This is a genomic window from Geomonas sp. Red276, assembly GCF_054784495.1.
Window position 1 is genome coordinate 40,254 of record NZ_BLXW01000024.1, and the last position, 24,466, is coordinate 64,719.

The 24,466-nt window shown below is 63.4% G+C and carries 24 protein-coding genes; 21 read left to right on the top strand and 3 right to left on the bottom strand.

Annotation, left to right across the window (positions count from 1 at the left end; all coding sequences use genetic code 11):
* Positions 1–57: 57 nt before the first annotated feature.
* From ACYVL5_RS16200 to mqnB, 3 genes are all read right to left on the bottom strand, one after another.
* Positions 58–2,259 carry a PAS domain-containing protein gene (locus tag ACYVL5_RS16200; RefSeq protein WP_460596610.1) on the bottom strand — a complete coding sequence of 734 codons (2,202 nt, stop codon included), beginning with the start codon at positions 2,257–2,259 and terminating at the stop codon, positions 58–60.
* A 106-nt stretch (positions 2,260–2,365) separates the two neighbouring features.
* Complete coding sequence (locus ACYVL5_RS16205; RefSeq protein WP_460596611.1) at positions 2,366–3,244, bottom strand: 1,4-dihydroxy-6-naphthoate synthase; 879 nt, start codon at positions 3,242–3,244, stop codon at positions 2,366–2,368.
* Positions 3,245–3,529: 285 nt separating this feature from the next.
* A complete protein-coding gene (gene mqnB, locus ACYVL5_RS16210; RefSeq protein ID WP_460596612.1) occupies positions 3,530–4,279 on the bottom strand; it encodes a nucleoside phosphorylase-I family protein in 750 nt (249 codons plus the stop codon).
* 403 nt (positions 4,280–4,682) lie between these two features.
* On the opposite strand from mqnB, the gene gspC reads away from it, so the two are divergent.
* The 21 genes from gspC (at position 4,683) to ACYVL5_RS16315 (ending at position 24,464) form a co-directional block, all read left to right on the top strand.
* Positions 4,683–5,570: a type II secretion system protein GspC gene (gene gspC / locus ACYVL5_RS16215; protein ID WP_460596613.1), complete on the top strand. Its 888-nt coding sequence runs from the start codon at positions 4,683–4,685 to the stop codon at positions 5,568–5,570.
* A gap of 38 nt (positions 5,571–5,608) precedes the next feature.
* Positions 5,609–7,573, top strand: a complete 1,965-nt coding sequence (gene gspD / locus ACYVL5_RS16220) for a type II secretion system protein D (protein WP_460596614.1) — start codon at positions 5,609–5,611, stop codon at positions 7,571–7,573.
* 117 nt (positions 7,574–7,690) lie between these two features.
* Entirely contained in the window at positions 7,691–9,247 is a 1,557-nt protein-coding gene (gene gspE, locus ACYVL5_RS16225) for a type II secretion system ATPase GspE (RefSeq protein WP_460596615.1), read from the top strand.
* The gene (gene gspF / locus ACYVL5_RS16230) at positions 9,228–10,430 is read left to right on the top strand and encodes a type II secretion system inner membrane protein GspF (RefSeq protein ID WP_460596616.1); all 1,203 of its coding nucleotides are present in this window, start codon (positions 9,228–9,230) and stop codon (positions 10,428–10,430) included. The genes gspE and gspF overlap by 20 nt, the downstream gene beginning before the upstream one ends.
* A gap of 169 nt (positions 10,431–10,599) precedes the next feature.
* On the top strand, positions 10,600–11,043 hold the full coding sequence (gspG, locus tag ACYVL5_RS16235) for a type II secretion system protein GspG (RefSeq protein WP_460596617.1): 444 nt from the start codon (positions 10,600–10,602) through the stop codon (positions 11,041–11,043).
* Between the two features lie 57 nt (positions 11,044–11,100).
* Positions 11,101–11,622, top strand: coding sequence for a pilus assembly FimT family protein (locus tag ACYVL5_RS16240; RefSeq protein ID WP_460596647.1), 522 nt, complete (start codon positions 11,101–11,103; stop codon positions 11,620–11,622).
* Positions 11,619–11,966, top strand: coding sequence for a type IV pilus modification PilV family protein (locus ACYVL5_RS16245; protein WP_460596618.1), 348 nt, complete (start codon positions 11,619–11,621; stop codon positions 11,964–11,966). The genes ACYVL5_RS16240 and ACYVL5_RS16245 overlap by 4 nt, the downstream gene beginning before the upstream one ends.
* A complete protein-coding gene (locus ACYVL5_RS16250; protein WP_460596619.1) occupies positions 11,953–12,579 on the top strand; it encodes a PulJ/GspJ family protein in 627 nt (208 codons plus the stop codon). Before ACYVL5_RS16245 ends, ACYVL5_RS16250 begins: the two co-directional genes overlap by 14 nt.
* Positions 12,576–13,520 (top strand): type II secretion system minor pseudopilin, encoded by a 945-nt coding sequence (gene gspK, locus ACYVL5_RS16255; RefSeq protein ID WP_460596620.1) that lies wholly within the window; start codon positions 12,576–12,578, stop codon positions 13,518–13,520. The genes ACYVL5_RS16250 and gspK overlap by 4 nt, the downstream gene beginning before the upstream one ends.
* Entirely contained in the window at positions 13,520–14,809 is a 1,290-nt protein-coding gene (gene gspL, locus ACYVL5_RS16260; RefSeq protein WP_460596621.1) for a type II secretion system protein GspL, read from the top strand. Before gspK ends, gspL begins: the two co-directional genes overlap by 1 nt.
* Positions 14,806–15,354, top strand: coding sequence for a hypothetical protein (locus ACYVL5_RS16265; protein WP_460596622.1), 549 nt, complete (start codon positions 14,806–14,808; stop codon positions 15,352–15,354). The genes gspL and ACYVL5_RS16265 overlap by 4 nt, the downstream gene beginning before the upstream one ends.
* The gene (gene gspN, locus ACYVL5_RS16270; RefSeq protein ID WP_460596623.1) at positions 15,351–16,190 is read left to right on the top strand and encodes a type II secretion system protein GspN; all 840 of its coding nucleotides are present in this window, start codon (positions 15,351–15,353) and stop codon (positions 16,188–16,190) included. The genes ACYVL5_RS16265 and gspN overlap by 4 nt, the downstream gene beginning before the upstream one ends.
* 454 nt (positions 16,191–16,644) lie before the next feature.
* Entirely contained in the window at positions 16,645–17,379 is a 735-nt protein-coding gene (locus ACYVL5_RS16275; RefSeq protein WP_460596624.1) for an amino acid ABC transporter ATP-binding protein, read from the top strand.
* A 73-nt stretch (positions 17,380–17,452) separates the two neighbouring features.
* Positions 17,453–18,271 (top strand): ABC transporter substrate-binding protein, encoded by an 819-nt coding sequence (locus tag ACYVL5_RS16280; RefSeq protein WP_460596625.1) that lies wholly within the window; start codon positions 17,453–17,455, stop codon positions 18,269–18,271.
* Between the two features lie 116 nt (positions 18,272–18,387).
* Positions 18,388–19,095 carry an amino acid ABC transporter permease gene (locus tag ACYVL5_RS16285; protein WP_460596626.1) on the top strand — a complete coding sequence of 236 codons (708 nt, stop codon included), beginning with the start codon at positions 18,388–18,390 and terminating at the stop codon, positions 19,093–19,095.
* A gap of 2 nt (positions 19,096–19,097) precedes the next feature.
* Entirely contained in the window at positions 19,098–19,799 is a 702-nt protein-coding gene (locus tag ACYVL5_RS16290) for an amino acid ABC transporter permease (protein ID WP_460596627.1), read from the top strand.
* A gap of 141 nt (positions 19,800–19,940) precedes the next feature.
* Complete coding sequence (locus tag ACYVL5_RS16295; protein WP_460596628.1) at positions 19,941–20,843, top strand: cytochrome C; 903 nt, start codon at positions 19,941–19,943, stop codon at positions 20,841–20,843.
* Between the two features lie 76 nt (positions 20,844–20,919).
* Positions 20,920–21,306, top strand: a complete 387-nt coding sequence (locus ACYVL5_RS16300) for a DUF948 domain-containing protein (protein WP_460596629.1) — start codon at positions 20,920–20,922, stop codon at positions 21,304–21,306.
* 12 nt (positions 21,307–21,318) lie between these two features.
* Positions 21,319–21,633 (top strand): YtxH domain-containing protein, encoded by a 315-nt coding sequence (locus ACYVL5_RS16305; protein ID WP_460596630.1) that lies wholly within the window; start codon positions 21,319–21,321, stop codon positions 21,631–21,633.
* Between the two features lie 120 nt (positions 21,634–21,753).
* Positions 21,754–23,094, top strand: a complete 1,341-nt coding sequence (locus ACYVL5_RS16310; RefSeq protein WP_460596631.1) for a YhjD/YihY/BrkB family envelope integrity protein — start codon at positions 21,754–21,756, stop codon at positions 23,092–23,094.
* 32 nt (positions 23,095–23,126) lie between these two features.
* A complete protein-coding gene (locus ACYVL5_RS16315) occupies positions 23,127–24,464 on the top strand; it encodes a penicillin-binding protein 2 (protein WP_460596632.1) in 1,338 nt (445 codons plus the stop codon).
* Positions 24,465–24,466: the final 2 nt, after the last annotated feature.

Genomic DNA, 24,466 nt, shown 5'->3' on the forward strand with positions numbered 1-24,466 from the left:
GTAAGTCAAGTTTCAATGAGACCGCCGCGGGCTAACTGCCTGATTCGCCGGCTTATTCTAATGAGGGTCTTGGCGCGGCGTGGCGAGGCGGAGATGGGTAGGGGTGTGGCGCAGCCGGATGCGGGAGGTGTCGTTGATGATGATGACTTCGCGCACCGAGCCGTCGATCTCCGGGGTCGGCAGCGGGTAGCGGTTGAGCACGAAACGCTTGCCGCTTCCCTCGTGGGGGAGCTCCACGCCGGGGGCCTGCAGGTGGGCCTTCAGTCCGTGCTCCTCGAGGAGCTCCAGCCAGTCCCGGCCGACCAGGTCGCGGTGGGCGAGGCGGGTGAAATCCTCCAGGGCGCGGTTGAAGCGGCGGATCTTTCCGAAGTGGTCGGCGAGGATGAACATGTCGCTGATGCTGTCCATGATCTCTTCCCACTCGCGGCGGATACCTTCCATCTGGTGGAAGAGGTTCTTCAGTTCCTCGTGCTTCATGAACAGGCGGGCGTCGCTTTCCAAAAGCTCCTTCTCCAGGTGCCGCTGGTCGGTGACGTCGCGGGAAATGGCGATCAGGCAGGCCTCGTTCCGGTACTCGATCACCTCGGCCGACCAGAGGAGCTCGCGGATTTCCCCGGACTTGACCCGGAACTTGACGTCGAGGTTGCGGACGTGGCCGAACTGGTTCAAAAGCCTCAGCATGACCATGCGCGCCTCGGGCTCGGCCCAGAGCTCCAATTCCATGGAGGTCTTGCCGATCACCTCGTCGCGGGTGTAGCCGGTGATCTCCTGGAAGGCCTCGTTGACGTCGATGTACATCCCGTCCTCGGCGCGGGTGATGACGATCGAGTCTGGACTGGCCCGGAAGGCCTTGGAAAATTTCTCCTCGGAGACCCTGAGCGCCTGCTCCGCCTCCATCCTCCAGGTGACGTCCTGGTTGGTGCCGACCATCCTAAGCGGGTTCCCCTGGGCGTCGTAGCTGACCTCGCCGCGGGCCGAATGGGTCCTGATCACGCCGCCGGGGAGCACCAGGCGGTAATCAAGGTGATACGGCTTGCGGTTGTAGAGCGCCTCATTGACCGCCCGCACCACGGTGTCGCGGTCGTCGGGATGGACGACCCCGATGAAATAGTCGAAGCTCGGCTTGAAGGTCCCCGGCTCGACGTCGAACATGTGGAACATCTCCTCCGACCAGGTGATGGTATCGGTGGTGACGTCCCACTCCCAGTTGCCGAGACGGGAGATCCGCTGGGCCAGGGCCAGGGTCGCCTGGCTCTCCCTCAGCTCCTTCTCGATATGCTTTTGCGAGGTGATGTCCGCCAGGGAAAGGACAGCCTCCTCGGTTCCCGCGATGGGAGCCCAACTCCCGGTCATGGTCCTCACCGCTCCGAAGCCGTTGACGAGGCAGATCTCGAAAAGCTGTCCGGCGTCGTCTCCCTGCGACGGGGCTCCGTGCTGTTGATGGATGGTCTCCTCCTGCCCCGGTGCCAGGAATTCGGTCCAGCGCTTCTTCCCCTCGAGCTCGCCCCTCGAGAAGCCGGTTATCGTCTCGAATTCGCGATTGACCATCCTTAGCGTCCCGTCGGGGAGCACGATGGCCAGGGCGGTGCCGGTGTTCTCGAAGATGGCCCGGTAGCGCGCCTCCGATTCCCTCAAGAGCGATTCCGAGGTGCGGCGCACGGTGACGTCGCGCGAGACCTGGCAGATGCGGTCGATGCCCTGTTCGAGGTCGCCGATGGGATGGGTCTGGACCTCCTCGTAATGGCGGTCGCCCCCAGCGCGGAGGTAGGTGATCTCCCGGGTCAGCGAGGTGCCGGTGGCGGCCGCCTCGGTGATCATGCTGAGGAATTCCTCGGGGAGGTATCCCTGCTCGATCAGCCACGGCATCTCCTTGCCGGTGGCCGTTTTCCGGGTGAGCCCGTAGCGGGCCAGGAACACCTCGTTCAGCGAGGTCACCTGCAGCCCGCGGGGGTTGATGACGAGGATGGCATCCTTGGTGGATTCGATGAAGAGGCGGGAGAGCTCGTCGGAATGTTTGAGGGCCAGCTCGTCGACCCGCTTCCTTTCGCTGAAGTGCTGGTAGGCGGCAAAAAGGAGGCAGAGCATCGCCGCCATGACGGTCCGCATGTAGAATTCGCGGGGCTCGGCGGTACGTAGCGCGATCCAGAAAGATTCGTGGCCGAAGGTGAAAGCGTCGATCAGGGCGTCGGTCAGCCAAAAAAGCACGAAGGCGCCCACTATGACCAGGCACAGCCGCTTGTTTGGTAACCGAAATGACATCCTCATCCCTCCGTTGGGCGACCCCGCCGCCACCTGCGAGACGCTTCGGCGGTGACGGTGAAAACTTGAGTGAATAGTGGGACCTCGGGACTGCCGGACCCGGCGGCTACCGTTCGACGAAGAGCTCCTGCGACACCGCCGGCAAGATCCCTTCCCGGGCGGCCCGCTCGAGCAGGTAGCGAACGGCCGCCTCCCCCTCGCTCCCGAGTCCGCGCGAGAAATCGTTCACGTAGAGCCCGATGTGGGCGTCGCAGACCTGGTCGCTCATCTCCTGGGAGTGGGCACGGATGTAACCCCGGGCCGAGCCGGGATTGGCGAAGGCGTGCTCGACGCTGCGGGCGATGCCGTCCTCCAGCGCCAGCAGGGTCTCCCTTCCCAGCGACCGCTTGGCGGCGATCCCCCCCAGCGGGATCGGGTGTCCGGTCTCCTTCTCCCACCACTCGCCGAGGTCCTGGACCTTAACGAGGCCGTAGGAGGGGTAGGTGAAACGGGACTCGTGAATGATCACCCCAGCGTCCAGCGATCCGTCAGCGACCCCCGCCATGATCTTATCAAAGGGAAGGTAGACGAAGTCGGTGAGGCCGGGGGCGAAGAGCCGCAAAAGAAGCGCCGCGGTGGTGTAGCGGCCGGGGAGGGCGATCCGCTTCCCCGCGAGCCTGGCCGGATCGAGCGGCTCGCGGGCCACCAGCAGGGGACCGCATCCGCGCCCGAGCGCGCCACCGCTGCGCAACAGGAGATAATCCTTGAGGATGTGGCCGAGCAGGTGATAGGAGATCTTGGAGACGTCCAGCACACTCCCGAGCGCCAATTGGTTAAGGGTCTCGACGTCCTCGAGCCGTTCTCTAAAGCCGAGCCCCCCGCAGGGAGTCAGGCCATGAACCATGGCATGGAAGATAAAGGTGTCGTTGGGGCAGGGAGAGAACCCCAGGGTGAGTCTCTGTGCGGTTGGGCCGCTCTCTGTCAAATTCGAAGGTGCTATTGTCATTATCCTGCCTGAATCATTAACTGTTTCGTCTTGTTACTCTTAGCCTGGTTAGGTTCGGCTCATTGACGGTTGGCAACCTGCTGGCCTGTCTGTGAACGCTTGCCCGTGTTAGTACCCGATACTGGCGCTGTCCTAACAGAGCCGGTAGTGGATCTTTTTAGGCGTGCTCAGCCACGATCGTCTATCTATAGCACGAAATGGAAATGAGAATAAATAAACTTTTTTCTTAGATTGGGGCTTCCCCCGACGCGGGAGTGTGATGAGTGGGGAAGAGACCCGTCATTTTCACCGGGAGAAAGGCTGGCGGCGAGATAGGGGGAGGGGGGCCTGGAGCAATTCCAGCACGAAGCTCTGGGCGGCGGTGACGGCGCCTTTGAGGTCCCAGCGGGAGAGGTCGCGGTCTTCCACGAGGTTGCTGATGCCGCGCACCTCCAGGAAGGGGGCTCCGTAGAGGAGCGCCATCTGCGCGACGGCGGCTCCCTCCATGTTTTCGCACAGCCCTGGATAGTGGGCGGCCAGTTCGCTGGCGCGGGCGGAGGTGCCGGAGCAGGTGGAGACGGTGAGAAACGGCCCCTTTTGGGCGCTTAACCCGAGGCGGCGGGCAAGCTGCAGCGAGAAGGTGGCGAGCTCGCCGGGAAGCTCGAAGGTGTTGAACACCGGCCGCCCGCCGTACTCGAAGAGGGGGATGCCGATAAGATCCAGTCCGTGCCATCCCTGGGGGGTCAGCACCCCCTCGTCGGCGAAACATTCCGAGGTGGCGATGGCGAGCCCACCGACCGAGAGCCCCTGGCCGGGGAAGGCTCCGCCGCAGCCGATGTTGACCAGCAGGTCGATCTCCTCGCGCTCCAGCAGGATGGTGGTGGCGGAGGCCGCGTTGGCCTTGCCGATGCCGGTGACGGCGCAGAGTACCTCCCACCCGGCCACCGTTCCGCGGAAGGCTTGCAGGTGGCCAAGCTCGACCGGGACGGCCGCGGTGGCCTTGACGAGCTGGGAAAGCTCCATGATGGTCGAGGCGGTGACGGCGATGTAGGGCATCGGTTCGGCTCCTTTGCGGGGGCAACAGCGGGCCGAGTCTAGCACAGCACTCCGGCGCCGTTCAAGAGGAGCCTGAAGGGGCGCTGAATGCCCGGCCGTGTCAATGCACCACCCCCGAGTCAAAAAAATGATCCGGAACGACGCCGCTAAGTCTCTGATGAGAAAGGTGAGATCGGCGTCTTCATGGGAGCGGCATTGCAATGAAAGGGCCCTTTCGCTACAATGTAGTACCCGCGCGTCCGCACCGCTCCTGAAGTGGCACGTCCCTTGCTGTAAATGGGGTCGGCTCATAAGTCCCGAGGGGCGGCTGACTCATTATTGCGCCCCCTTTTTTGAGTTGCATAACGCGGGTCCATCTAATATATTCAGACAGTTCTAACGCTAGGAAATCAAAGGGCCCTTCATGCCGCGGTGGATTCTTCCCCTCAACGTTCTGCTGGCCGTGCTGGCTATTGCAGCCATGGCGCTTATCGCCGCCGACCTGGTCAGTTTCAAGATTTCCTCTCTTTATCCGCGAACCGCCCGACCCGCCGCCCAGCAATCGACTCCGTCTCCGGCTTCCGAGGATCTGCAGAGCTTCTCGGCCATCCTGGAAAAAGGGCTTTTCGGGAAGGCCACCCAGGGAAAGCTGACCCCGATCAGCCAGGTTCCGGCCGGCGCTCCCGGCGCGGCGGCTGCGGCTGCGGCTCCCTCGGTCGGTGACCTGACCCTGCTCGGCACCGCGGTCGGTTCCTTCCGCGAGACCTTCGCCCTGGTCGCCAAGGGGACCACCCACGAGGAGCGGGTCTTCCGGCTGGGAGACACCGTCTTTTCGGCCGGGCCGCTGGTGGCGGTCAGGAAGGACGTTGCGGAGATCCTGGTGGGAGGAAAGCGTGTCAAGATCCTGACGCCGACTGCGGCCGCGGCGGCGGCATCCACACCCGCCGCGGCTCCCGCGCCGGCGGCCGGGGGGCTCGCGGCTGCCACCGGCTCCGGGAACTACGTGGTGGACCAGCGGGCCCTGAACGCCGCCCTCGACAACATCGGGCAGGCGATGACCGACGCCCGGCTCCTTCCCAGCATGAAGGACGGCAAGGTCGAGGGTTTTCGCGCCTCCGAGGTCAAGCCGCAGGGGATCTTCGGCACCATCGGCATCAAAAACGGCGACGTGCTGATGAAGATCAACGACTTCCCGATCGACTCGCCGGAGAAGGCGATCCAGTCCTTCGCCTCGCTCAAGGGGCAAAGCCGCATCAAGCTGGACCTGGTCCGCGACGGAGTCCCCACCACCTTCACCTATGACATTCGATAGAGAACGCATTCTCTTTGAACATTGACAGGAGAGATGACTTGAAAAGTCGATTCGCGCGTACCATTGCCATGCTGATGTTCCTGCTGGCCGCCCCGAACCTGGCGCTGGCCAAGGGGGTGGTGCTGAACTTTACGGACGTGGACATCGCCACCATGGTGAAATTCATCAGCGACCTGACCGGGAAGAACTTCGTGATGGACGACCGGGTCAAGGGGAAGATCTCCATCTTCTCCCCGACCAAGCTCTCCAACGAGGATGCCTACAACGTCTTCACCTCGGTGCTGGAGCTCAAGGGGTTCACGGTGGTGCCGGCGGGGAAGGTGATGAAGATCGTCCCGACCGCGGCGGCCAAGCAGTCCGGGATGAAGGTACTGGTGGACGGCGAGCGGGCACCGGTGAACGACACCTATCAGGCGCGGGTCATTCCGCTGCAGCACATTGCCCCCCAGGACGCGGTGAGCGTGCTGCAGCCGCTGGTCTCCCGTGACGGCCAGATCACCGCCTTCGGCGGGAACATGCTCCTGGTGATCGACTCGGCCCTCAACGTCCAGAAGATCATGGGGATCCTCAAGTACATCGACACCGACCAGGTGCGGGAAAAGCCGGACCTCGTCTTTCTCAAGAACGCCTCGGTGGACAGCGTCCTCAACGTGGTGAAGGACTGGCTGGGAGGGCGCAGCGGCAAGCCCGCGGCCGCCGCCGGTACGGGGGGAGCCCCGGCCGCGAGCTCCGGCACCACCAGCGTGGTGGCCGACAGCCGCTTGAACGCACTGATCGTCTTCGGTTCTGAAAAGGATAAGCGGGACGTGCGGAACCTGGTCTCCCTGATCGACGTGGTCCCTCCCACCACCAGCAGCAAGGTGAACGTCTACTATCTCGAGAATGCCGAGGCCACCGAGGTTGCCAAGGTGCTCGAGGGGGTGGTGAAAGGGACGGCGGCCACCGCCGCTCCGGCCGCTCCGGGCGCCGCTGCCGCACCGCAGGCGGCGGTCTTCGACAAGCTCAGCATCACCCCGGACAAGGCCACCAACTCGCTGGTGGTCGTGGCCTCTCCGACCGATTACCAGAACCTCGTGCAGGTGATCCAGAAGCTCGACCGCAGGAGCCGCCAGGTGTTCGTGCAGGCCATGATTGCCGAGGTCTCCCTCAACAAGGCCAAGGCGCTCGGCGTCCAGTGGGGCTTCCTCGGCGCCGCCTCCAACGGTTCGGTCTCCACCGCGGCGAGCTTCGATCCCTTCAACACCTTCGCCGGGCTCGGATCCACCCTCTCGGCGCTGACCACCGCCGGGGTCTCGGTCAGTAACCTGAACCTCCTGGGGAGCGCCGCCAACTTCCCGGTAGTGCTCCAGGCGCTGCAGACCAACGGGGCCTTGAACGTCCTCTCCACCCCGAACGTGATGACCAGCGACAACAAGGAGGCGGAGATCTTCGTGGGCGAAAACGTCCCCTTCCTCTCCGGGACCAACCTGACGTCCACCGGCCTTTCCCAGCAGTCGATCGAGAGAAAGGACACCGGTATCATCCTCAAGATCAAGCCGCAGATCAGCGAGGGTGAGTACATAAAGCTCGACATCTACCAGGAGATCTCGGCGGTGAAGGACTTCGGCACCGCCACGAGCCCGAACCTCGGGAGCACCAAGCGTTCGGCCAAGACCTCGGTGGTGGTGAAGAATACCGACACGGTGGTGATCGGCGGCCTGATCCAGGACCGCGACCAGGTGACCGAGAGCAAGATCCCGCTCTTGGGGGATATCCCGGGGCTGGGCTGGCTCTTCAAGTCCAAGAACACCACGCGCGAGAAGACCAACCTGTTGATCATGCTCACCCCGCGGATCATCAAGGACGCCCGGGACATGGCCGACGCCTCGACGACCCAGAAGAACAGCTTCGGCGACGCGGCAAAGAGCGAGGCTCCGCTGAACGTCCCGGAGGCGATCAAGGCGACGCCGGCGGTGGCGCAGCCGGTGCAGCCGGCACAGCCGGTGCCGGCCCCGGCCCATTAGGGGATCGCTCCCTCCCCCTCCAAAGGGGATGGGCGTTTGTTAAGGCTGGACAATGGGGGGCAGGCACCTTCAGGAGCCAGTCCCCAGAGGAACCCAAAGGACTAAATGCCAGAATTGATGACGGACATAGAGAATGTGGCGGCCCGGCTGGGGCTTCCGTTCCAGGCGGAGATTGACGACGGCAAGGTGGACGCGGGGCTCGTCAACCGGATCCCGCTGAACTTTGCCCGCAACAACCTGCTCCTTCCGCTGCGGCAGGAGGACGGCATCATCGTGGCGGCCAGCGCCGACCCGGCCAACCTCCTCGCCGTGGACGAGATGGCGGGGCTCTTCGGCCACCCGGTCTCGGTGGTGGTGGTCCCGCGCCCGGCGCTGCTCGATGCGGTGAACCGGCTCTACGCCCGGCTCTCCGGCTCTTCCGCGCAGGAGGTGGTCGAGGAGTTGGAAGGGGAGGAACTCTCCGCCGTCGCTACCTCGTTCAATGAACCGCGCGACCTGATGGAGCTGACCGACGAGGCGCCGGTGATCAGGCTGTTGAACTCCATCCTCTTCCAGGCGGTCAAGGAGCGGGCGAGCGATATCCACATCGAGCCGTTCGAGCGGGATCTCGAGGTCCGCTTCCGGATCGACGGCCTCCTTTACAAGATGCTCTCGCCCCCCAAGGTGATCCAGGAGGCGCTCACCTCCCGCGTGAAGATCATGGCCGGCTTGAACATCGCCGAGAAGAGGCTCCCCCAGGACGGCCGCATCAAGGTCAAGGTTGCCGGCCGCGACGTCGACATCCGCGTGTCGCTGATCCCGACCTACTTCGGCGAGCGCGTGGTGCTGAGGCTTCTGGACAAGCAGCGCGGCATCCTCTCGCTGACCGAGATCGGCCTTTCCGAGCGTAACGACGCCCTGATGGGGAGGCTCCTCTCCCGGACGAGCGGGATCATCCTGGTCACCGGCCCGACCGGTTCCGGTAAGAGCACCACCCTCTACGCGGCGCTCAACCAGATCAACTCGCCGGAGAAGAACATCATCACCGTCGAGGATCCGATCGAGTACCAGCTGAAAGGGGTAGGGCAGATCCAGGTCAATCCCAAGATCGAGCTGACCTTCGCCGCCGGGCTGCGCTCCATCCTGCGCCAGGACCCGGACGTCGTCATGATCGGCGAGATCCGTGACGCCGAGACCGCCGAGATCGCCATGCAGGCTTCGCTTACCGGCCACCTGGTACTCTCCACCCTGCACACCAACGATGCCGCCACCGCGGTCACCCGCCTGATCGACATGGGGATCGAACCGTTCATGGTCGCCTCCTCGCTCTCGGCGGTGCTCGCCCAAAGGCTGGTCCGGGTGATCTGCCCGCACTGCAAGGAGTCCTACGTCCCGGAGACGAGCTACCCGGGCGTGGAGCTTCCCCCGCTCCTCTACCGCGGGCGCGGCTGCGAGAAGTGCTTCAACCTCGGCACCGTGGGAAGGATCGGGATCTACGAGCTCCTCACCATCGACGCCGAGCTCTGCTCGATGATCATCCGCCAGGCCTCGTCCGGCGCCATCAAGGAGTACGCCATTTCGAAGGGGATGCGGACCTTGCGCGACGACGGGATGGAAAAGGTCGCCCGGGGGATCACCACCATCGAGGAGGTCCTGAGGGTAACTCAGGAGGACTATGCCGACCTTTCGCTATAGCGCCTTCAATGCCGCCGGCGCGGAGGTCTCCGGTGTGGTGGATGCTCCCACCCAGAACGAGGCCCGCGCCCAGCTCAAGCAGAAAGGGCTTTACGCCAAGGAGATCGCCCCGGCCGCCGAGACCGGCGGGAAGGGGCTTTTAAAGTCCCGCGTCAGCGTTCCCGATCTCTCGCTGGCCACCCGCCGGCTCGCCACCCTCCTGGGGAGCGCGGTGCCGGTCTACGAGGCGGTGGCGACCCTCTGGGAGCAGGAACCGCCTGGCGAGCTGAAGCGGGTACTCGGGCGGGTGCGCGACCGGCTGGCCGAAGGGCATGGGCTCGCCCAGGCACTCTCCGCCGAGCCGGCGGTCTTCTCCGAGAGCTACGTCGGCATGGTGGCGGCCGGCGAGGCATCCGGCGCCCTGGAAGTGGTGCTGGAGCGGCTGGCCGAGTTCCAGGAAGACCAGGCGGCGGTCAGAAGCCGGGTCATCACCGCGCTGATCTATCCGGCCATCATGGTGGTGGTGGGGACCGGGGTCATGCTGGTGCTCCTCGCCTTCGTGGTTCCCAAGATCGTCACCGTATTCCAGCAGAACAAGGCGACTCTCCCCTTCATCACCATCGTGCTCATCAAGGCGAGTACCGTGGTGAGGAAAGGGTGGTGGGCGCTCCTTCTGGCGGGAGTCGGCGTCTACTACGGCATCAAGCGGATCAACAAGGACGAGGAGATGGTCAAGAAGCGGGACCGGCTCCTCCTGAAGGTTCCCCTGGCCGGGGCGCTCTGGCGCCAGCTCGTGCTGTCGCGTTTCACCAAGGTGCTCGGGCTCCTTCTGCAAAGCGGGGTGCCGATCATCAAGGCGATGGACATCACCGGCGAGGCGGTTGTCAACCGGGAGTACAAGAGCTTCCTGGCCGAGGCGCGCGAGACCCTGATCCAGGGGGGGAGCCTGTCGTCGGCGCTCAAGGCGAGCCCGCTCTTTCCGCCGCTCCTTACCCACATGGCGGCGGTCGGCGAGAAGAGCGGCGAGCTCGACCGGATGCTGATCAAGTCCGGCGACGCCTTCCAGAACGAGTTCAACGCCTCGGTCACCCGCTCGATGGCGCTCCTCGAACCGATGCTCATCCTCGGGATGGGGCTCGCCATCGGCTTCATGGTCATCGCCGTGCTGCTCCCGATCATGGAGATGAACGAGCTGGTGAAATAGAAAACCTCCCTCACCCGCCCTTCGGGCACCCTCTCCCCTAAAGGGGCGAGGGGATGACCATCAGGGCCTCCCCCCCCCAAGGGGGAGTTTTGAGGAGGGGGGAAAGAGGAAAAATTACTCCCGCCGTCGGCGGGGGGCGATGGGTAAAGTCCAACACGGAGAGGTACACATGTTGAAGTTGAAAGAAAGCCGCGGCTTCACTCTTATCGAACTCATGGTGGTCATCGTCATCCTCGGCATCCTGGCCGCCGTGGTGGCGCCGAAGATCATCGGCCGAAGCGACGACGCCAAGATCTCCGACGCCAAGGTGCAGATCCGCAACATCGAGACCGCGCTGAAGCTGTACAAGCTCGACAACGGTTTCTACCCTTCCACCGACCAGGGGCTCCAGGCGCTGGTCACCAAGCCGACCTCCGGCAAGATCCCGACCAAGTACAAGGACGAAGGGTACCTCGAGAACAAGAGCGTTCCCAAAGATCCCTGGGGTAACGACTACGTCTACCTCTCCCCGGGCGAGCACGGCGATTACGACCTCTACTCCTTCGGGGCCGACGGCGCACGCGGCGGCGAAGGGAAAAACGCCGACATCGAGAGCTGGAACCTCGGCAAGTAGCGCCGGCGCCTTCAGGCGCGGGGAGCGGAGAAGCTGTTAGAGAACGAACGTAACGCCATAACGGGAGCGCCACGCCAGGCGGGGTTCACCCTGATCGAGATGGTCGTGGTGATCCTCATCCTGGCCCTGGCCGCGGCGGTGGTGGTTCCCCGTCTGCCGGCGCCGCAGGGGACCAGGCTGAAAGACTCCGCCCGCAACCTCGCCTCCGGTATCCGGTTCCTCAACGACCAGGCCATCGTCACCAAAGGGGTCTACCGCCTGCACCTGAACATCTCGGAGAGCACCACTTCGATTGCCAAGCTCAGCTCGGGAGGCGAGGAGGGAGCCCCCGACGATGCCTTCATGGGGCGCCGGTTGATCGAGGAGGGGATCTCCATCGAGGATGTGCTGGTCCCCCAGCTCGGCAAGGTCACCGAAGGTGAGGTGGTCCTCCCCTTCGGTCCCGGCGGCTACCCCGACTGCATCGTCGTCCACTTGAAGGGTGGGGAGGAGCATTACACGGTGATCGCCTATCCGGCCGGCGGCAAGGTCCAGGTGCTGGAAGGGTACAAGTCGCTCGACGGGGAGGTGGTCTCGTGAGAGGTTTCACCCTCCTCGAAGTGATGATCGCCCTGGCCATCGCGGCCGGCGTGCTTTTGACGGTGATCTCCTCCCTCAACTATCACTTGGCTCTCGTCGGGAGCGACGCGGAGGAGACTACCGCCGTCCTGGCCGGCCGGGCCAAGCTCGACGATCCCGAATTCGCCAAGACCCAGGACACCGAGGGTACCTTCAAGGAGCACCCGGAACTGAAGTGGGGGCGCGAGATCACCCCGGTCCCCGACCTTCCGGGGCTTAACCGGATCGTTTTGACCGTCAGCTGGGACGACGGCAAGAAGAAGGTTTCCCTGGTCCAGTATGCAGCCAAGAATGCTCAACAGTAAGGGGTTCACCCTGATAGAGCTGCTGGTGGCCCTGGCCCTCATGGTCATCCTCTCCGGGGCGCTCTACGGCACCTATTTCTCGGTGACCGCGGCCCGTGAGCGCGGCGGCGCCCGCATCGAGGCGCGCCGGGAGCTCTCCTCGACGCTCGGGAGGCTCCACAACGAGATCGCCTCGGCCTACTTCCCCGCCACGGGGGCCAACACGGCGGGGAAGGCGCTTTTCAAGGTGGAGGACCGCGACGTCTTCGGCAAACCGGCATCGCTCATCGCCTTCACCTTCTTCGCGCCCCCCCGGGTGGACACGGCGCCGGGGTCCGGGCTGACCCGGGTGAGCTACTTCGTGCGCGAGAAGGACGGGGTGCTGACCCTGGTGCGCGAGTCGCGCGACCCCTATTTCGACACCACGGTGAAGAGCTATCCTTACCCGGTCATCGACCAGGTGGAGAGCTTCCTGGTGGAGTGCTACGACGGCGGGAAATGGGTGAAGACCTGGGATACCGCTCCCGGGTTCAACCTGGGGATCCCCAACGCGGTGCGGATCACGGTCACCACCAAGGGGGGCGGGACCTTCACCACCATCGCCTCGCCGGGGATGAAGCGGGGGGCGCCATGAGAAACGAGCGCGGCTTCGCCCTGGTCATCACCCTGATCGTCACCGCCCTGTTGATCGCGCTGCTGGTGGAATTCGTCAACGAGGTCTACGTCGATACCTCGCACAGTCACAACTTCGCCGCCTCGCAGCAGGCGTCGCTTCTGGCCGAGTCCGGGGTCACCGGCGCCATGAAGCTCCTGCAGATGTCGAGCCTCCTGCGGCAGGGAAGCCAGAACAGCGCGTATTCGTCGCTATTGGAGCCGTGGGCCAAGCCGCAGAGCTACGACGCGGGGGTGGGGACGGTCTCCTTCACCATCGAGGAAGAGACCGGCAAGTTCAACCTGAACACCGCCACCAATGACGCGGGTTTAAGTGACGACAAGACGGAAATTGCATCGCGTCTGTTTACCAAGCTGAAGATCCAGGGTGCGCGAGACCTGGTCGACTCTTTGCTCGACTGGTCAGATAAGAACGATTCCCCGCTTCCCGGCGGTGCGGAGACGAGCTACTACCAGGCGTTGAAGATCCCCTACCATGCGAAGAACGGGAAACTCGACACGGTGGACGAGCTCCCCCTCGTCAAGGGGTTCACCCCCGACCTGGTGAACAAGCTACGCCCCTACGTGACGGTCTATGGTAGTTTCGACAACGAACCGGTCACCAAAGTCAACGTCAACACGGCGCCCAGGGAGGTGCTTGCGGCACTGGATCCATCCCTGACCGACGACAGGGTGGACAGCATCATCGACGCCCGGAGCAAGAAGCCGCTCGTGGCGGGCGATCTCAACGCTATCTCAGGCATCGAGTCCATCTCCATGAACATCTCGACCAAGGTGTGCTACCAAGGTTCCGTCTACCGGATCCATTCGGAGGGGAAGGTCGGGGAGAGCGTGAGTGTGGCAGAAGCGGTAGTCAGGATGGGGGGCTCGCAGCCCACCATCCTTTATTGGAGAGAGTATTGATGGATATCCTGGTCGTCCAGCTGAAGACCGATGAATTGATCCTGGCGCGCTTTCGCCCCAAGCGGGGCGGCGTCGGGTTTCTCTCCGCCGAGCGCCACGCCGTCACCGGTGACGAAGAGGTGGCCCGCATCCTCTCCGAGGCGGTCGCCGCCGGCGGGGGAGATCACCGGGTGGCCCTGGCGCTTCCCCCTTCCCACCTGTTCATGAGGGAGGTCCAGCTCCCCATCTCCGACCGGGCCAAGGTCCGCGAACTTCTCCCCTTGGAGCTCAAGGGGGAGACCGCGCTGGACACCGATGCGGTGGTCTTCGACGCCCTCCCGCTCACCAACGGAAGGATGCTGGCCATCTGGGGACGGCTCAACGAGCTCACCTCCCGGATCGAGCTCATGAAGGGAGCGGGGGCCGAGCCGGAGACGGTGACCGCCTCCCTTTTCCACTGGAACAAGCTCGCCCCGGAAACCGGCGAGGTCGCGGTGACCGACGGCGAGGCGCTGGCGGTGTACGCCGACGGCGTCACCTCCTTCTGCCGGGCGCTTCCCCCCGGCTGCGGCGAGGACGAGGTGAGCCGCACCCTCACCGCCCTGGAACTCTCCCGCGAGGTGAGGGTGGAGCGGGTGATCTCCCTCTCCAACCAGTCGGCCGAGGGTGAGACGCTGGACAAGGCCTCCCCCTCGCTTTCCGAATCCTTCGGCGGCGATGCCCATGCCGCGCACGACCTGGCCGGCGCATACGCGGTGGCCGCCGCGGTGGCCGACGGGAGCGCCATCAACCTCCGCCGCGGACCCCTCGCCTACACCGCAGGCAACGAAAAGCTCTACCGCAAGCTGCGCATGACCGTGCTCCTCGCCGCCGCCGTCGTGCTCCTCTTCCTCGTCGAGAGCGGGGTGCGCTTCTACCTCGTGAAGAGGGACCTGGGCTCGCTGGACAAATCGATCACCGGGATCTACCGCGAGATCTTCCCCTCCCGCAAGAAGGCGGTGGACGAAGTCTCCGAGGTCCGTGCCGAGATCAAGAGGCTCGAGGGGGCGAGGACCAGCAGCAACGTGCTGAAGCTCCTCCAGGATCTCGCCCAGGCCAAGAACGACGACATCGGCGGGATCTACGAGACGGAGATCACCGGTACCGACGTCCGCCTGAAAGGTGACGCCAAGAGCGCCGAGGCGGTCAACGCCTTCAAGGGGCGCGCCGCCTCCCTCTTTGCCTCGCTCGACGTCGGCGAGGTCAAATCGCGTCCCGACGGGAGCGTGACCTTCACCCTGACCGGAACCCTCAAGGGGGCCCAGAAATGACCCACCAGGAACTGATCGCCAACTTCCAGCGGCTCGATGTCCGCACCCGGCAGCGGCTCGGGATCGTGCTGGCCGCCTTGCTGATCGTCGTGGTGACCCTCTCCGCCATCAACAGCAGGATCTCCGCGCTGGAGAAGAAGAGAAGGGCCCGCGAGGCGGACGTCACCGAGATGATGCGGCTCAAGATCCGCTACCAGGGCGCCAACGCCGTTGCCCAGCGGATGGCCAACCGGCTGGCTTCCACCAAGCTCGACGACTCCCCCGCCAAGGTGATCGACGAGATCGGGATCAAGGGGCGCGGCGTGCAGGTGAAGCCGGTCAAGGGAGACGACATCCCGGGCTACCAGGAGGATGCCGCCGACATCAGGATCGACGCCCTCACCGCCAACGAGCTCACCAACCTGCTCTTCCGGCTGGAGAAGGGGACACGGCCGGTCACCGTCAAGAAGGCGCTCATCAAGCAGCGCTTCGACGATCCTTCCAAGCTGGACGTCACCCTCACCGTCGCCCTGATCAAGCCGGCTCCGGCCGCGACCGCTCGATGAAACAGCGCCTCCTCTACTACCTGGTCGGCATCCCCGTAGGCCTCTTGGCCTTTCTCCTTCTCACCCTCTTCTTCACCCCCAATGACGCCATCCGGGGGGTGATCGTGCGGGCGGCGGAGAATGCCGGCTACACCGTCGCCTTCACCGGTTTCGGCAAGGCCTTCCCGGTCGGGATCAAGGCCGACAGCGTCGAGATCTCCTCGGACAAGGGCTCCCTTTTGAAGCTCCGCAGGGCACGGGTGCGGCTCGAAATCCTCCCCCTTTTAACCGGAAAGGCAGTCTTCGCCTACCATGCCGGCATCGGGGCGGGGGGTGAGCTCTCCGGCGAGGCCAGCGCGGGACGGAGCCAGGGGTGGAACCTGAAGGGGAAAGGGATCCGGCTGGAGGACGTCCCGTTCTTCAGCTCGGTGGCAGAGGCCAAGGTCCGCGGGGAGCTCAAGCTGGACGGCCAGGTGAAGATGGTGAACCACGCCCCGGAGGGTGACATCAAGCTGGAGGTGCAGGGGGCCGAGCTGGGCGGGGTGAAGATCGGAGCCATGCCGCTTCCCGATGCCTCCTACCGCCAGGTGCGGGGCGCCCTCGGGATCTCCAAGGGGAAGGCCGACCTGAAGAGCTTCACCCTGGAGGGGGACGGCATCTACGTCCGGCTGAAAGGTTCGAGCGTCCTGTCCAACCCGATCGCCAACTCTCCGCTCGACCTCACCCTGGAGATGATGCCCAAGCCCGAATTCCTCGAGCGCCAGAAGTTCGTCTTCCTGCTGCTGGTCAAATACCAGACCTCCCCGGGCGCCTACTCCATCCCGATCCGCGGCACCCTCGGCCACCCGTCGATCTAAGCCAGCCTTCCCTCGCCCCTTTAGGGACAAGGGGTAGGGGTGAGGGAGGTTCTAAAATCTTCCCTCACCCGGCCTTCGGCCACCCTCTCCCCTGAAGGGGCGAGGGTTGAATCATCCCCCTCACACATGAAGGTGGCCGGATTTTTGTCCAGTTCGCACTACCACGCAAACCCCATTATCTTCCCGCCCCTTTCATTGCCGTCCCTCACCCCTGCCCCTCTCCCGGAGGGAGAGGGAACGCGGAAAGCACACTTACTCAGAAAATAAAGTTCAATCAGACACTTGCAGAATCTCAATCACCTCGTATGATATAGATCCGAGATTTCTGACAATGCCGTTTTAATTTTGTTCAGCGCGGTCAAACTTTGAGTTGCAATTCATGCAACTGTTACTTAAGATGCAGCAGATTTTGTCCGAGTTGTCTCGGTGTATCCAAGAGCCTCTGGGAGTTCAGATGATTACCTTCGAGGGTGTCCACAAGTGGTTCAAGAAGCTGCATGTGCTTAACGATATCAATCTGCATGTCAACCCCGGTGAGGTGGTCGTGGTCTGCGGTCCCTCCGGAAGCGGCAAGTCCACCCTGATCAGGACCATCAACCAGCTGGAGCCGATCAACGAAGGACGCCTGATCGTCGACGGCATGGATCTCTGCGACAAGAAGACCGACATCAACAAGCTGAGAGCCGAGGTCGGTTTCGTGTTCCAGCAGTTCAACCTCTATCCGCACCTCTCGGTGCTTTCCAACATCACCCTGGCCCCCACCAAGATCAGGAAGACTCCCAAAAAGGAGGCCGAGGAGCAGGCCATGGCGCTCCTGGAGCGGGTGGGGCTCGCCGTGAAAAGGGATGCCTATCCGACCCAGCTCTCCGGCGGCCAGCAGCAGCGCGTCGCCATCGCCCGCGCGCTCGCCATGAAGCCGCGCATCATGCTGTTCGACGAGCCGACCTCCGCCCTCGACCCGGAGATGATCGGCGAGGTGCTGGCGGTCATGCAGGACCTGGCCAAGAGCGGGATGACCATGGTGGTGGTGACCCACGAGATGGGATTTGCCCGCGAGGTCGCCGACCGGGTGGTCTTCATGGACGCCGGGGTCATCCTCGAGGAGGCGCAGCCGGAGGAGTTCTTCAAGAATCCCAAGCACGAAAGGGCTCAGCAGTTCCTGAAACAGCTGCTATCGCCCATGCATTGAGTGACCCCATCCTGACCCGGTCACTCTAGTTACTTTCCATGCTGCACTACCATTAACTCAAGGAGGATGCACGATGAAGAAACTGATGACCCTGTTTGCCGCCGTACTGCTGGTCGCCTCTTTCGCCCACAGCGCCCTTGCTGCCGGCGACACCCTGGCCGAGGTGAAAAAGAAAGGTGTGCTGGTGGCCGGCGTGAAGGACTCCCTTCCCCCCTTCGGCTACATCGACGAGAAGACCCGCGAGATCGTCGGGTACGACATCGACTTCTGCAAGTACATCGCGAAGAAGCTCGGCGTGAAGCTCGAGCTCAAGCCGGTTACCTCCGCCAGCAGGATGCCGCAGCTCGAGGAAGGCAACATCGACATCATCGCCGCCACCATGACCAAGAACGCGGAGCGTGCGAAACAGATCGACTTCTCCTACACCTACTTCCTGACCGGCCAGAAGTTCATCACCCCGAAAGGGAAAGTGAAGAGCCTCAAGGATCTGGCCGGCAAGAAGATCGGCACCGCCAAGGGTTCCACCTCCGAGCAGAACGTGAAGGCCGCCATCCCGACCGCCACTGTCCTCTCCTTCGACGATTACCCGCAGGCCTTCCTGGCCCTGCAGCAGGGTAAAGTCGCCGCCGTCACCACCGACGAGTCCATCCTGGCCGGCATCCTCGGCAAGGCTCCCAACAAGAACAAGTTCGAGATCCCCAACATCCAGATCTCCAACGAGCCCTACGGCCTCGGCATGCGCAAAGGCGACACCAACTTCGTGAAGTTCGTCGACAAGACCCTTCTCGAGATGGAGAAAAACGGCGAAGCCAGAAGAATCTTCGAGCGCTGGTTCGGCCCGAAGACCGCCACCCCGCTCAAGCGCACCTTCAAGATCACCGCTGACAAGTAGCCCTCCGCCTTCCCCCCCCTCCCATCGGGAGGGGGGGCGATTATAACCTCTTCCCTAAAGGGGCGAGGGGGGAGGATAGTGAAGGGCTCGGTGAGCCCACAAGCGAGGCCGGATTCGTGCTCAACTATCATTTCGACTGGTCGATCATCACCTCGGGTAAATACTTCGAGTGGCTCGTCTCCGGCGTTAAGGTGACCCTGGAGCTCTCCGCCATCTCCATCGTGTTTGCCTTCCTGCTGGGGCTGCTGCTGGCCGTGCTCCGCATGAGCCAGGTGAAGCCGGTCCGCTACATCGCCCTGGCCTACCTGGAGTTCTTCAGGAACACCCCGCTGCTGGTCCAGATCTTCTTCTGGTACTTCGGCTCCTACAAGATCCTCCCGCAGGCCGTCAACGACTGGCTGAACGGCACCAATTTCGAATTCGCCGCGGCCGTCATCGCGCTCTCCATTTACACCTCGGCCTTCATCGCGGAAGACATCCGCTCCGGCATCCTCTCCATCCCCAAGGAGCAGATGGAAGCCGCCCGCAGTGCAGGGTTCTCCTACCTGCGCTCGATGCAGTACATCATCCTTCCCCAGGCGGTCCGCATCACGGTGCCTCCCCTGGTGAACCAGTTCCTGAACCTTGCCAAGAACTCTTCGCTGGCGATGACCATCGGGGTTGCCGAGCTCACCTACCAGGCCCGCCAGGTGGAAAGCTACACCTTCAAGGGATTCGAGTCCTTCGGGGCGGCCACGGTGGTCTATCTCGTCATCTCCATCAGCATCACCTTCCTGGTGCACCAGTACGACACGCGGGTTCTCAACGCGCATAAGGCGGCATAGCGATGGAACCGTTCCTCGATTTTCACGTCATCGCCGACAACATCACCTACTTCATGATCGGACGCTACCCCAACGGCCCGCTCGGTGGATTCGCCCTCACCATCTGGCTCGCCGTCGTCTCCTGCGTCCTGTCGCTCTTCGGCGGCCTGATCCTCGGGCTTTTAAGCATCTCGCGGCAGCGCCTGATCCGGATCCCGGTCATGATGTTCATCAACGCGGTCCGCGGGCTCCCGCTTTTGATGGTGATCTTCTGGATGTACTTCCTCCTCCCGCTCATCCTCGGGAAGACCACCCCGGAGAGCGAGACCGTCATCATGGGGCTCACCCTCTTCACCTCCGCCTACATGTCCCAGATCGTGAGAGCGGGGATCGAGGGGATCCCCAAGGGGCAGACCGAGGCCGCCCTCTCGACCGGTTTGAAGCCGTGGCAGGCGATGCTCTACATCGTCCTCCCCCAGGGGCTTCGCAACATGATCCCCTCCTTCGTGAACCAGTTCGTTTCGCTCATCAAGGACACCTCGCTGGCCTTCATCGTGGGGGTCTCCGAGCTGACCCACGTGGCGACCCAGATCAACAACCGGACCATGGCCTACCCGACCGAGATCTTCATATTTATCGCGGCGGTCTACTTCGTGATCTGCTACGCGTTCACCTCCCTTTCGCGGATGCTGGAACGCAAACTTGCCTGGAACAAGTCGATGTAGCCCCTTAAATTCCGCCGGGGCCCAAAATAACGACATCCGCGACAGGCAATGGTTGACAAGCACCTAAAGACGTTATATAAATCCGTGATTAAAATCCGTAATTAAATTAAACTCGATTTATTTAAAACCAAGGAGGGGGCAATGAGAGTAGCAAGACTAATCAACCTTATACCGGCATTCGTACTGACCGTTCTGGTCGGGACGGCAATGGCCGCTGACCCCGCACAGCCGGTTGCGCAGCTGACCAGCGCTGACTGCGTAAAGTGTCACGAGGCTCCGCCGCGTGATATCGCAGCCAACGGCGGCAAGCACAAGACCGAGGTCACCTGCCAGGACTGCCACCAGGGTCATCCCCCCAAGGTTAAGCATCCCATCCCGCAGTGCAACATGTGCCACACCGACAAGCCGCACTTCAAGCTCCAGGGCTGCCTGGGTTGCCACACCAACCCGCACACCCCGAAGATCATCAAGTTCGGCAACAACGTGACCGACCCCTGCCTGACCTGCCACACTCCGCAGATCCAGCAGCTGCGGGCCAACCCGAGCAAGCACACTGCCCTCGCCTGCTCCTTCTGCCACAACGTTCACGGCTTCAAGCCGGCTTGCACCAAGTGCCACAACTCGCACTCGGCTGACATCACCGCCAAGGACTGCTCGGCCTGCCACAAGGCTCACCAGCCCAAGAACGTGACCTACAAGTCCGACATTCCGCCGAAATACTGCGCCGCCTGCCACAAGCGCGCCTACACCCTGCTGAGCGCCAGCCCCTTCAAGCACAGCAAGCTCTCCTGCGCTTACTGCCACAAGGACAAGCACAAGACCGTTCCGCAGTGCACCCAGTGCCACGGCAAGCCGCACGCCGCCGCCATCCACGCCAAGTTCACCAAGTGCGGCGACTGCCACAACATCGCCCATGACCTGAACCACTTCGTTCAGGACGCCGAGGCTGCCAAGAAGGCTGCCGCTCCGGCCGCTGCCCCGGCTGCCGCTCCGGCCCCGGCCGAGAAAGCCCCGGCCAAACCGGTGAAGCACAAGAAGAAGTAACACCCCTGCCAACGACGGGGAGGTCGCTTGACGGCCTCCCCGTTTTTTCATTTCCGAATCTTCCAGGGAGGCTCGCATGCTTTTGCTCCAGATCACTTCCGCTGTGACGGCCCTGACTCTGGTGATCCTCGCCCTCTGTCTGATCCCCGTACTTGCCGAACTCAAGAAGACCGCCGCCACCTTGCGGTCGGTGTCGGAGGCCCTGCAGTCCGAGCTTCACCCGCTTATCGGCGATCTTCGCGCGACCCTCGCCGACGTCAAGGTGGTGACCAGCGCCACCGCCGCCAACGCGGAAGGGGTGAACCTCCTTCTGGAAGAGTTGGGGCACGCCGGGCACAACATCCGGATGATCAACCGGATCATCGGCGTCGCCACCCAGGTTACCAACACCTCCTCGGCCTGGATCACCGGGGCCAAGGTTGCGGGCCGCTACATAGCTGATAGACTTCTTAAAAAAAAATAGGGGGGGACTTTCATGGCAAAGGATAAGGATATCGGGACCGGGACCATGCTTCTTTCGTTTCTTGCTGGCGCCGCGGTAGGCGTCGGGGCTGCTTTGCTCTTCGCGCCCAAGACCGGCGAGGAGATGCGCGGCAAGATCCGTGACCTGGCCGACGACGCGGTCGACAAGATCAAGGATTACGCCAACGAGGCCCAGGAGAAGATCCGCGCCACCTACGAGGACGGCAAGGACATGGTCCTGGAGAAGAAGAACATCATCACCTCCGCCATCGAAGCCGGCAAGCAGGCGATGGATCGGGAAAAGGAAAAACAGCAGGCGCAGCTCTAACGGAGCCCGCCCCCTGAAAAGCCCACTCCGGTGGGCTTTTTTCGTTAGGGAAAAAACCATGGGACGCGGATGACGCGGATTGGGCGGATTCTTCGCCTTTGAATTCAGGAAGTGCCTTTTATGGATGGATCTTCGTCCAATAACGGGCTTCTGCAGAGATTGTGGGAGCTCGACCCGGCGGCCTACCCGGGAGCCAAGGGGCGTGGCATCAAGCTCCTTCAGTTCCTTGTCTACGTCGGGACCAACTTCTTCTCCCACGACGCCTTCCTGCGCGCCACCGCGCTCTCCTTCACCACCGTCTTGTCCCTCGTGCCGCTTTTGGCCCTCTGCTTCTCGGTCCTCAAGGGTCTGGGCGCCCAGAACAAGCTGGCCCCCTGGATCATCAACCAGATGGCCGCGGGCTCCGAGGTGGTGGTCGCCCGCATCATCACCTACATCGGCAACACCAACATGAGCTCGGTCGGCGCCATCGGTGTCGCCGCCCTCATCTACACCTCGATCTCCATGCTTTCCAGCATCGAGGACGCCTTCAATGCGGTCTGGGGGGTACGGGAGACCCGCACCTTCTACCGGAAGTTCAGCGACTACCTGAGCGTTTTGGTCAGCGCCCCCATCCTGCTTTTGGCCGCCACCAGTATCGCCACCACCCTTCAGAGTCCGCACCTGCTCGGGTGGTTTTTCGAGTACGCCTACCTGGGCGACCTCTTCCTTTTCCTCTTGAGTCTCATCCCCTACCTGACGGTCTGGGCCGCCTTCTTCCTCCTCTATCTATTCATCCCCAACACCCGCGTCCGTTACACGTCGGCACTGATCGGTGCGGTGCTGGCGGGGACCCTCTGGGAGCTCGCCCAGTGGATCTACATCCACTTCCAGGTGGGAGCCGCCCGCTACAACGCCATCTACGGCACGCTGGCGGCGCTCCCCATCCTGATGGTCTGGATCTACACCAGCTGGATCATCGTCCTCTTCGGGATGGAGGTGGTGGCCGCCCATCAGCACCGGCGGACCTTCCGCCGCGACATCCGCGGCGAGGCCATCAGCCACTCGCTGCGCGAGCTGGTCGCCCTCGCCGCCCTTCGCCACATCGTGGAGGCCTTCGAGGCGGGCGACCCCGGCTGGAACGACGAGCAACTGGCGCTGAGGCTGCGGGTGCCGCTGCGGGTAATGAGCGACATCCTCTCCCAGTTGGTCGCCTCCGGATTCATCGTCCAGACCGAGGGGATACGCGGTCCTTACTACCCCGCCAAGGAGCCCGACCGGGTCCCGTTGGCCGACCTGGTGCTCGGCTTGAGGGGGCATGGGGCCTCCGCTCCCATCCCCGGCGAGGAGCAGGCGGCCGAGCTTTTGCGGGTCGCCGACCGGGCCGTCGTGAAGGCCTTCGAGGGGCTGACGATGAAGGATCTGGTGAGCCTCGAAAAGTTCCCCCCCGGCGTTGACAAAGGGGGACCAGTTGCCTTATAGTGACCCGATTACATGAACGGAAAAGCGGGTTTATGCAAGACTTTAAAGATCTGGAAAAACGCAAAAAGACCGGCCACAACAGGCTCAAAGGACCCGAGCAGGAGTCCCGCAGCCTCTACCACAAGATCAAGGAAAGCAAGCTCCAGAAGGGGAGACTGAAGGTCATCCTCCCCCTGGTCGCCCTGCTTTTGGCTAGCTACCCCATCATCTCCCTCTTCGGTTCCACCAAGGGGAGTGCCAGCCGCCCTCTCGCCAAGACCTCTGCCACCGTCGAGCTCAAGAATATGGACAACTGGGGCGCCTTCAAGGTTGCCGCCGACGCCTATCCGGGTGCCCGCGCCGACCAAAGCGGCGTCACCGCCCAGCTCCCCCAGGGGGGGAAGGTCGTCTACGCCATCAACGAGGCGATGCAGCGCCGAGTGGAGAAGGTGCTTACCGACTTCCGCGTCCCCTACGGGATGTTCGTCGCCATCGAGCCGAAGACCGGCCGGGTGCTGGCCCTCGTCGCGCACTCATCGGCGCAGCCGGGATGGGAAAAGAACGCCTGCTACGGGCTCTACCCGATGGCCTCCCTCTTCAAGATCGTGACCGCCACCGCGGCCCTGGAGGAGAAGAAGGTCGCCCCGGATACCATGTTCGCCTTCAACGGGCGGCTGACCTCCGAGAGCCCGAAATACTGGCATGTCCGCCCCCGCGGGCGTAACCAGCAGATGACCCTCACCATGGCCATGGGCAAGTCCGTCAACCCGGTCTTCGGCCGGCTGGCCGGAGAGGTGGTGGGGCGCGACCCGCTCCTTCTGTACGCCGGGCGCTACGGATTCAACGAGAAACTCTTCCCCGGTTCCCCGGTGCTGGCGAGCCAGGCTCCCCCTCCCGGTACCGTCGACCAGCTGATGCTGATGGGTGCCGGCCTCAACCGCGAGGTGAAGATCTCCCCGTTCCATGCGGCGACCATCATGGCCACCGTGGCCAACGGCGGGGTGATGATGGCCCCCTCCTTCGCCAAGGAGATCATCGACGCCAAGGGAAAGAGCGTCTACGCCCACCAGCCGCAGCCGCTCAGGACGGTAATCGCCCCGGAGACCGCCGCTTCGCTGGCGCGCATGCTCTCGGCCACCGTAGTGAGCGGGACCTCCCGCCGGGCCTTCCACGACCGCAGGGGGCGCCCGATGCTCGCCTCGGTTAAGGTCGCCGCCAAGACCGGTTCCATCGACGGCAAGGATCCCGCCGGCCACTACAGCTGGTTCGCAGCCTACGCCCCGATGGAGGATCCCCAGATCGCGCTGGCCGCCCTGGTCATCAATGAGAACAAATGGCGCATCAAGGCCACCACCGTGGGCGAGCAGGCGCTGGAGGCGTTCTTCAGGTAGGA